The organism is Herminiimonas fonticola, from assembly GCF_040395855.1.
In the GTDB taxonomy this organism is placed as follows: domain Bacteria; phylum Pseudomonadota; class Gammaproteobacteria; order Burkholderiales; family Burkholderiaceae_D; genus Oxalicibacterium; species Oxalicibacterium fonticola_A.
Genome location: NZ_JBEBPO010000097.1, coordinates 1 through 8,595 on the forward strand (window position 1 = coordinate 1; position 8,595 = coordinate 8,595).

General features: G+C 55.0%; 9 protein-coding genes, 1 tRNA gene and 1 pseudogene. 7 read left to right on the forward strand and 4 right to left on the reverse strand.

Going from position 1 to position 8,595, the window contains the following annotated elements:
* The 6 genes from ABWP27_RS10875 to ABWP27_RS10900 all read left to right on the forward strand — a co-directional run.
* The coding region (locus ABWP27_RS10875; RefSeq protein ID WP_353156571.1) for a cbb3-type cytochrome c oxidase subunit I at window positions 1-1,662 on the forward strand (1,662 nt) is incomplete at its 5' end.
* The gene (gene cyoC / locus ABWP27_RS10880; RefSeq protein WP_353156574.1) at window positions 1,655-2,299 is read left to right on the forward strand and encodes a cytochrome o ubiquinol oxidase subunit III; all 645 of its coding nucleotides are present in this window, start codon (window positions 1,655-1,657) and stop codon (window positions 2,297-2,299) included. The genes ABWP27_RS10875 and cyoC, both read left to right, overlap by 8 nt.
* Window positions 2,296-2,709, forward strand: a complete 414-nt coding sequence (cyoD, locus tag ABWP27_RS10885) for a cytochrome o ubiquinol oxidase subunit IV (RefSeq protein ID WP_353156576.1) — start codon at window positions 2,296-2,298, stop codon at window positions 2,707-2,709. The genes cyoC and cyoD overlap by 4 nt, the downstream gene beginning before the upstream one ends.
* 8 nt (window positions 2,710-2,717) lie before the next feature.
* Complete coding sequence (locus ABWP27_RS10890; protein WP_353156580.1) at window positions 2,718-3,512, forward strand: SURF1 family protein; 795 nt, start codon at window positions 2,718-2,720, stop codon at window positions 3,510-3,512.
* A 22-nt stretch (window positions 3,513-3,534) separates the two neighbouring features.
* On the forward strand, window positions 3,535-4,884 hold the full coding sequence (locus tag ABWP27_RS10895) for an ATP-binding protein (protein WP_353156583.1): 1,350 nt from the start codon (window positions 3,535-3,537) through the stop codon (window positions 4,882-4,884).
* Window positions 4,874-5,410: a response regulator transcription factor gene (locus ABWP27_RS10900; protein WP_353156586.1), complete on the forward strand. Its 537-nt coding sequence runs from the start codon at window positions 4,874-4,876 to the stop codon at window positions 5,408-5,410. Before ABWP27_RS10895 ends, ABWP27_RS10900 begins: the two co-directional genes overlap by 11 nt.
* Before the next feature lie 65 nt (window positions 5,411-5,475).
* Here ABWP27_RS10900 and trmB read toward each other — a convergent pair whose 3' ends face one another.
* The 4 genes from trmB to ABWP27_RS10920 form a co-directional block, all read right to left on the reverse strand.
* Window positions 5,476-6,195, reverse strand: a complete 720-nt coding sequence (gene trmB / locus ABWP27_RS10905) for a tRNA (guanosine(46)-N7)-methyltransferase TrmB (protein ID WP_353156589.1) — start codon at window positions 6,193-6,195, stop codon at window positions 5,476-5,478.
* A gap of 95 nt (window positions 6,196-6,290) precedes the next feature.
* Window positions 6,291-6,364, reverse strand: a tRNA-Gly gene (locus ABWP27_RS10910).
* Between the two features lie 73 nt (window positions 6,365-6,437).
* Entirely contained in the window at window positions 6,438-7,502 is a 1,065-nt protein-coding gene (locus ABWP27_RS10915) for a M29 family metallopeptidase (protein WP_353156593.1), read from the reverse strand.
* A gap of 121 nt (window positions 7,503-7,623) precedes the next feature.
* Window positions 7,624-8,259: an SRPBCC family protein gene (locus ABWP27_RS10920; protein ID WP_353156595.1), complete on the reverse strand. Its 636-nt coding sequence runs from the start codon at window positions 8,257-8,259 to the stop codon at window positions 7,624-7,626.
* A gap of 136 nt (window positions 8,260-8,395) precedes the next feature.
* Between ABWP27_RS10920 and ABWP27_RS10925 the strand changes: the two are divergent.
* A pseudogene (locus tag ABWP27_RS10925) lies at window positions 8,396-8,595 on the forward strand (YceI family protein); the annotation flags it as partial.

The following is an 8,595-nucleotide window of genomic DNA, read 5'->3' on the forward strand; positions in this document are numbered from 1 at the left end:
GCGCACGGCGTGATCATGATTTTCTTCGTGGCGATGCCACTGGTGACCGGTCTGATGAACTACGTGGTGCCGCTGCAAATCGGTGCGCGCGACGTGGCGTTTCCATTCCTGAATAACTTCAGCTTCTGGATGACGACTTTCGGCGCTGCGCTGGTCATGGTGTCACTGTTTGTCGGCGAATTTGCCAAAACCGGCTGGCTGGCATATCCGCCGCTGTCGGGCATACTCGCGAGCCCGGATGTGGGGGTTGATTACTACATTTGGGCGCTGCAGGTTGCCGGGGTCGGAACCACGCTGTCCGGTATCAACCTGATCGCCACCATCGTCAAGATGCGCGCGCCTGGCATGGACATGATGAAGATGCCGGTGTTCACCTGGACTTCCCTGTGCACCAACGTGCTGATCGTTGCATCCTTCCCGGTGCTGACGGCTGTGCTGGCAATGCTGTCTCTGGACCGCATGGTAGACACCCATTTCTTCACCAATGATGGCGGCGGCAATGCCATGATGTACGTGAATCTGATCTGGATCTGGGGCCATCCTGAAGTCTACATTCTGATTCTGCCGCTGTTTGGCGTGTTCTCGGAAGTGGTGTCGACGTTCTCGGCCAAGCGCATCTTCGGTTACACCTCGATGGTGTACGCGACTGTCGTTATTACGATCCTGTCCTATCTGGTGTGGTTGCATCACTTCTTCACCATGGGCTCGGGGGCGAGTGTCAACTCGTTCTTCGGTATCACGACGATGATCATTTCGATTCCGACCGGCGCCAAGGTATTCAACTGGTTGTTCACGATGTACAAGGGCCGCATCACTTTCGAGCTGCCTATGATGTGGACCATCGGCTTCATGATTACCTTCGTGCTTGGTGGCATGACGGGTGTGATGCTGGCAGTACCGCCAGCCGACTTTGTCTTGCATAACAGCCTGTTCCTGATCGCTCACTTCCATAACGTGATTATCGGTGGCGTCGTGTTCGGTGTATTCGCCGCGATCAACTACTGGTTCCCGAAAGCATTCGGCTTCAAGCTCGACGTGTTCTGGGGTAAATGCTCGTTCTGGTTCTGGCTCGTCGGTTTCTGGATGGCTTTCATGCCGCTGTACATACTGGGCATGATGGGCGTAACACGCCGCATGAGCCACTTCAGTGATCCATCGTTGCAAATCTGGTTCCAGATTGCAGCCGTCGGTGCGGTGCTGATTGCGCTGGGCATAGCCTCGATGCTGATCCAGTTCTATGTCAGCTTCAAGCGTCGTCATGAATTGCGCGATGTGACCGGTGATCCATGGAATGGTCGTACGCTGGAATGGTCGACCTCGTCGCCACCGCCGGACTACAACTTCGCGTTCACGCCGAAAGTGTATGACACCGACAGCTGGAGCGACATGAAGAAAAACGGTTACCAGCGTCCGCTGCAAGGCTTTACCGAGATTCACATGCCGAAAAATACCGGTGCCGGCTTTATCATCTCGGCCTTGAGTGGAGTCTTGGGCTTTTGCCTGATCTGGCAAATGTGGCTGCTGGCCGGTATCAGCTTCGCAGCAGTGATAGCCGCGATCATCATCCACACCTTTAACTACAAACGCGATTACTACATTCCTGCGGACGAAGTTACCCGCACCGAGAATGCTCGCACCAAACTGTTGGAAAGCCATGTCTGAGATCACTGCCACTTCTGCCGATATCAGCGCGATGAGTAGCGCTGACGCAAGCTCACGTTATTTCGTCAAGGAACATCATCCGGAATCAAGCACCTCGCTTGGTTTCTGGATTTACCTGATGAGCGATTGTCTGATTTTCGCCTGCCTGTTTGCGACCTATGCCGTACTGGGTCGCAGCTATGCAGGCGGTCCGACCGGTGCCGAATTGTTCGACTTGCCTCTGGTGGCGATGAACACCGCTTTCCTGCTGGTGTCGTCGATTACCTATGGCGTCGCCATGCTGGAAGCGCATCGCAATCGCGTACGCAGCACACTGATCTGGCTCGCCATTACCGGTGTGTTCGGTGCCGGATTCCTTGCGCTGGAATTGTATGAATTCAACCATCTGATCCATGAAGGTGCAGGCCCGCAAACCAGCGCGTTCCTGACTTCCTTTTTTGCATTGGTCGGTACCCACGGTTTGCACGTTACCTTCGGTATCATCTGGCTGATCGTATTGATGTTCCAGGTCGGCAAGTTCGGCTTGAAAGCTGAGAACAAGCGCCGCCTGATGTGTCTGTCGATGTTCTGGCATTTCCTGGACGTGATCTGGATCGGCGTCTTCACCTTTGTCTACCTGATGGGAGTACTGCCATGAGCGATCATCACGCAACAACAGCGCACGGCGCCGATCATGATCATCACGATGAGCATGCCCACGGCAGCCTGAAAAGCTATGCAATCGGTTTTGTATTGTCAGTCATCCTGACGGCGATTCCGTTCTGGCTGGTGATGAATAATGTGTTGAAAGATTCCGCCACCACCGGTCTCGTTCTGCTGGGTTTTGCCGCAGTACAGATCGTCGTGCACATGATTTATTTCCTGCACATGAACACCAAATCGGAAGGCGGCTGGTCGATGCTGGCGCTGATCTTTACCGTGGTGATTGTGGGAATTGTGCTGGCGGGTTCCTTGTGGGTCATGTATCACATGAATCACAACATGATGCCTGGCTTGCATGGTCATGAAGCACATGAAATGCACGAGACCGTGCAGCAGTCAAAATAAGTCATGTCATGACAAAAGTCACGGAGCAGGGTGGTGGCACCGGTTCGGATTCCGAACCGGCAGCTGCAGTCCCTCGCTCCGGTCGACTGATCTGGCTGGCAATCCTTGCCAGCCTGTTATTTACTCTTTTTGCATCTCTCGGTACCTGGCAAGTCTTTCGCCTGCAATGGAAACTCAATCTGATTGAGCGGGTCGAGCAGCGCGTGCATGCCGCTCCTGTCGATGCGCCACAGCGGGAACGCTGGCCGCAAGTCACTACAGCAAGCGACGAATACCGTCATGTGCGAGTGAGTGGTGTATTTTTGCATCAGCATGCGGTCAAGGTGATGGCGGTGACCGAGCTGGGTGGCGGTTTCTGGTTGCTGACGCCGCTGCAAATGGCTGATGGCAGCATCGTGCTGATCAATCGCGGCTTCATTCCTTCTCTTTCCTACGTTGAACCGAAGGCGCCTGCGACCGAAATTACGGTCAGCGGGCTGTTACGCATCAGCGAACCGGGCGGTGGTTTTTTACGCGAGAACGATGCTGTCGGCGGACGCTGGTATTCGCGTGATGTGACGGCGATTGCGGCGGCTCAGCATCTTTCCAATGTGGCACCTTATTTTATCGATCAGGATGCGCAGCGGCCGAATGCACAAGCAGCGGCTGCAGATGGTGCGGCAGTGCCGCCGGTAGGCGGATTGACGGTAATTTCCTTCCATAACAATCATTTAGTCTATGCTCTCACCTGGTACGCACTCGCCTTGATGGTGATTGCGGCATGCTGGTGGGTGATGCGTGATGAACGCCGCCGCCCGAACTGACAGGCTGGAGCGGGAAATAAACATGCTGGGAAAAAACGGGACGACCGTGTCGGGTGAGGCCATGAACAAGCTGTCGCCATCGACTACGCGCGCCGAACATTCGGCAGGGCGCAAGAACATGATGCTGCTGATTCAGTTGCGCTGGATCGCGGTCATCGGTCAGATCACGACGATCGCCATTGTGACGCTGGGCTTTGGCATTCAGCTGCAATTGCCTTACATGCTGCAAGTGCTGGCCTGTCTGATTGCCTTCAATATCGCCAGCCATCTGCGCTGGCATGAACGCAGTACGGTGAGCAACAACGAGTTGTTTCTTGCCTTGCTGGTGGATGTGGCCAGCCTCACCTTGCAACTGTACTTCAGCGGCGGCATCACCAATCCGTTTGCCTTCGTCTATCTGCTGCAGGTAATTCTGAGCGCGGTATTGCTGGAAGCGTGGTCGACCTGGATTATCGTTGCCATTACCAGCGCCTGTCTGGTCGGTTTGGCAGCGCATGCGAATCCGCTGATCCTGCCGCACGATCACAGCCTGCGATTTTTCAGTTTTTATGTGCAAGGTATCCTGATCTGCTTCGTGCTGAACGCTGTATTGCTGACCGCATTCATCACCCGTATCAGACGCAATTTTCACGCCGGCGATGTGGAACTGGCAGCTTTGCGGCAGCGTGCCGCAGAAGAAGAGCATATCGTGCGCATGGGTTTGCTGGCGTCCGGAGCGGCGCATGAGCTCGGCACGCCGCTGGCAACGGTGTCTGTCATTCTGGGCGACTGGCGGCGCATGCCTGTCGTCGCTGCAAACGCCGACCTGCAGCAGGACATTGCCGAAATGGAAGCGCAACTGCAGCGCTGCAAGAGCATCGTCAGCGGCATCCTGCTGTCTGCCGGCGAAGCGCGCGGCGAGTCATCGGCGCAAACCACGATTGTTACCTTTCTCGACGACCTTGCCGCTGCCTGGCGCGCCAGTCGGCCGATCAACATCTTTCTCTACGAAAATCGCATCAAACATGATCTTGCCGTGGTGTTTGATTCGACGCTGAAGCAGACGATTTTCAATTTGCTCGACAATGCGCTGGAAGCGTCGCCGCAATGGCTGCGTCTGACGGCGAGCAGTAACGAAGATACACTGATCATAGAAGTAAGCGACGCCGGCCCGGGTTTTCTGCCGGAAATTCTGGCAAATTTGGGCACGCCGTATCAGTCGACCAAGAATCGTGTCGGCGGCGGCCTTGGCTTGTTTCTGGTGATGAATGTTGCACGCACGCTGGGCGGCACGGTTACTGCGCGCAACCGCGAGGAAGGCGGCGCGGTTGTGCAGCTTTCGCTGCCGCTGGCCGCGATCATGTTTGAAGAAGAGGAACGGGATGTCGGTTGAACGTACGCTGCTGATTATTGAAGACGACGGTGCGTTTGCCCGTACGCTCGGACGTTCGTTCGAGCGCAGGGATTACCGCGTACTGCTGGCTTCCAGTCAGGATGAAGCGGCCGCACTGCTGCTGCAGGAAAAACCGGCTTACGCAGTCGTCGACCTCAAGCTGAACGGTCACACGTCGGGACTGGCTTGCGTGCAAATGCTGCACAAGCACGATCCCGCCATGCGAATCGTCGTGCTGACCGGTTTCGCCAGTCTGAATACGGCAGTGGAAGCCATCAAGCTCGGCGCCTGCCAGTATCTGGCCAAGCCGTCGAACACCGACGATATCGAAGCTGCTTTCGGCCATGTGGCCGGCAACGTGGATGTGGAGCTGGGCAGTCGTTCGACTTCGATCAAGACGCTGGAGTGGGAACATATCCACGCGGTGCTGGCCGAAAGCGATTTTAATATTTCCGAAGCGGCGCGCCGTCTCGGCATGCATCGCCGCACGCTGGCACGCAAGCTGGAGAAGCAGCGCGTCAAATAAGTACGATGATGCCGGGACCGGTAAAGGATGCGTTGCGGTTCAAACAAGCGGCACAGCGATGCCGCTTATTTTTTTTCAAATACCAGATCCCACACGCCGTGCCCGAGCTTGATGCCGCGATTCTCGAATTTCGTGACAGGACGGTAATCGGGGCGCGGTGCATAGGCATCGGCGGTATTGCGCAAGGTCGGTTCGGCGCTCAGTACTTCCAGCATCTGTTCCGCATATTCCTGCCAGTCGGTTGCGCAATGCAGATAGCCGCCGGTCTTGATGCGTGACGCGAGCAGTTGCACCAGCGGCGGCTGGATCAGGCGACGCTTGTTATGACGCGCCTTGTGCCAGGGATCGGGGAAGAATACGTGTACACCGGCCAGCGATGCCGGGGCGATCATATTGGTCAATACTTCAAAGGCGTCATGCTGGATGATGCGCAGATTCGTCAATTCCCGTTCGCCGATCTGCTTCAACAGGCTGCCTACACCTGGCGTATGCACTTCCACGCCGATGAAATTTTTCTCCGGCATGCCGGCTGCAATCTTTGCCGTGGTTTCACCCATGCCAAAACCGATTTCAAATATCGTCGGCGCCGTGCGATCAAAGGCAGCAGAAATATCCAGTGGCGCTTTTGTGTACGGAATGAAGAATTGCGGCCCCAGCTCCTCGATGGCACGCGCCTGCGCGGTTGACAGGCGTCCCGCGCGCGTGACGAAGCTGCGGATGCGGTGTTCGGTCGGATCGTAAAAAAGCGGCTTGTTTTGTCCGTCGTCGGATTTGGTATCGGTCATGCGAAGTGTTCGGTTAATGCTGCAGATTGAGTACGGGCTGAGAAAAAATTCCGCTGTTAAAAAAGCGCCGATTGTCCAGGTGCCTGGGTGCCGGCTGGAGCGGGTAGAGGGGATCGAACCCTCGTCTAAAGCTTGGGAAGCTTTCGTTCTACCATTGAACTATACCCGCGCAAGCCGTCATTTTACGCGGGTTTGCACGAAGCCAGCGAACTGCGCCGGCGATTCAAGTGGCAGCGTGCGTTTCAGACCTGCCACGCACCATTGCCATAGACCAGATCATCGTCAAGATAGACGGCTTGTGTTACGGCAAAGACATCAACGTGGTATCGGGCAGTCGCTCGCCTGATGATGGCCTTGTTATAGACGCCGTGCTTGGCGCCCAGCGACAGATGGATGCCGCACATGCGCTCATAGGTACCGATATCGCTGACCGTGCGTTGCTGCGTAAAGGCGCGGTTCATGCCAAAGCCGAGTTCGCGCAGCCACACTTCGCCTTCATCGGCACGAATATTGGCGAGCACCTGGTCGAACTCGGGCGTCGAATCGATTACATCGGTGACGCGGCCTTTGGTAATGACTAGAGTGATTGGGTTTTCCGGCTGATTGACTTGAAATGCAGTGTCACCAAAAACAAATATACGCACGCGTCCGTTCACCGCTTCCAGATCCTGCGCTTCGGTAAACACTTCGCCGATCGGAAACTGGCCGCCCACATTGTTCATCTCGCTGTAATCGCCGATATTCAATTTTGCGGATTCAAACGGAGAGTCAAACACCAGGCGTTCGCCACCGCTGTCGACTACGCCAAAGCGCGCGCTATCAATGCGCGCTTTCAGCGCGCGGCCAACGCCGCGATAGTAGGCCGGGTCGTAGGCCAGAGATTCAATGTAATACAGCGCTTGTGATCCTGTCATGCGCGATAAATGCGGATGCTCTATTACCTTGAGCGAACGCTTGAAAAGTTCTATCCGTATCCGAAAAGCCTCAAGGCGAAAATTTGTCGACTGAATCAGCACCACCAGATCATTCGCAGCCAGCCCGGCAAAGGCGGCGAGTACGGCATCTGCGGATATCGTATCGAAATCGATGAAAGTCGCCGTCGGCAGGCAACGTTTATACGCTTCGGTCAATGCAAGTGCGAGTTCGCAGCGGGTATCGAATACGATTATTGCCGCGTGTGGCGCTTTGTATTCGATGGCCAGTGCAAGAACGTCGCGAAGATGGTTTTCTGCTGCGACGATGGCGTGTTCACTGATTGTGCCGAGAATGAGTGCTGCGGGTATTTCTTGCGGTATGAGGGAAGTCATCAAGTTCAGGTATTGAGAAGTAGCCTCTGCCACGGTACAAGACGAAGTCTTCACGATCGCACAGTGCGCTACTGAACCGGCATTTTAAACGATGATGGAGATAGAGCCGCCTGGATGGAAATCAGCGAGGAATCGTTTCTGGTTCCAGGGGCGAGGCGGGAATGGCCAACGCAGCGCGTCGCTCGATCTCGTCCACCATGCCCAGAAACTGTTCGGAAATATTCTTGCGCATCAGATCGGTGGCAAGAAAACCCGGTACAGCCACACCTGGTTCTATCGTTCCCGACCATCGCAATGCGTAGAGATCATCAGCTATCTTTTCGATTTCATAGTGGCCTTCCAGCCGTTTGAGATTGCCTTTCAGCAGGCGAACCTGAATGGCGGAAGAAGGATGTTCAGTCACCTCTACCGTCACGTCTATCGGAAAATGAAAGAACCACAGATAGGCGTAACCTGATTGTTCGATAACAGCGACCTTGCCTTGCCGTTCTACCAGCCGGCTTTTTTTCATGCCGGGGATGAATTGCGCCAGGTGATCGTAATCAGTCAAGGTATTCCATATCAGCGCGAGCGGTGCCTTGATCGTGGTGCGTACGCTGACTTGTACGGCCGTCCCATATCGCGTGGCTTCAACTGAAAATTGGTTTCTTGCATTGGTTTCGTTTGCCGCATGCGCATAGCTTGCTGTGCCCATATGCGCCAGCAGAAGGATGGATAAAATCCAGGCTGCTACAAGATGCGGTTTACCGTCCGTCATATATTTGTCTTTGGCTAAAGGAGGGCGGAATGGCAAAAAATGCATTCGGCTATATTACGCCAAGGTATAAAGGATGGCGGGCGCAAGCTGTAGCAATGCGCATCGATGTTGAAGACAGTGTTGTTGTGTAGACAAAGTGCTGACTGGAAAGAAAATGAAGCGAAGCAAATTTCAACAGATTTATATCGCTGGCTTGCTCGCTATATGCGCAACCTTGCTTGTCTCATGCGCACCAGAGACGCGCTTGCAAAAGCCTGAAAAAGGCACCGAGCCTGTTGCTGCCTTTACTGAAAGTGATTACCTGCAGGCGGAAGCACAGGGCAAAAAGATATTCCG

Coding starts and splice junctions, on each gene's coding strand:
- trmB (WP_353156589.1), bottom strand. CDS start 6,195: ATGACCGATACCAAATCCGACGACGGACAAAACAAGCCGCTTTTTTAC.
- ABWP27_RS10890 (WP_353156580.1), top strand. CDS start 2,718: ATGACAAAAGTCACGGAGCAGGGTGGTGGCACCGGTTCGGATTCCGAA.
- ABWP27_RS10915 (WP_353156593.1), bottom strand. CDS start 7,502: ATGACTTCCCTCATACCGCAAGAAATACCCGCAGCACTCATTCTCGGC.
- cyoD (WP_353156576.1), top strand. CDS start 2,296: ATGAGCGATCATCACGCAACAACAGCGCACGGCGCCGATCATGATCAT.
- ABWP27_RS10920 (WP_353156595.1), bottom strand. CDS start 8,259: ATGACGGACGGTAAACCGCATCTTGTAGCAGCCTGGATTTTATCCATC.
- ABWP27_RS10895 (WP_353156583.1), top strand. CDS start 3,535: ATGCTGGGAAAAAACGGGACGACCGTGTCGGGTGAGGCCATGAACAAG.
- cyoC (WP_353156574.1), top strand. CDS start 1,655: ATGTCTGAGATCACTGCCACTTCTGCCGATATCAGCGCGATGAGTAGC.
- ABWP27_RS10900 (WP_353156586.1), top strand. CDS start 4,874: ATGTCGGTTGAACGTACGCTGCTGATTATTGAAGACGACGGTGCGTTT.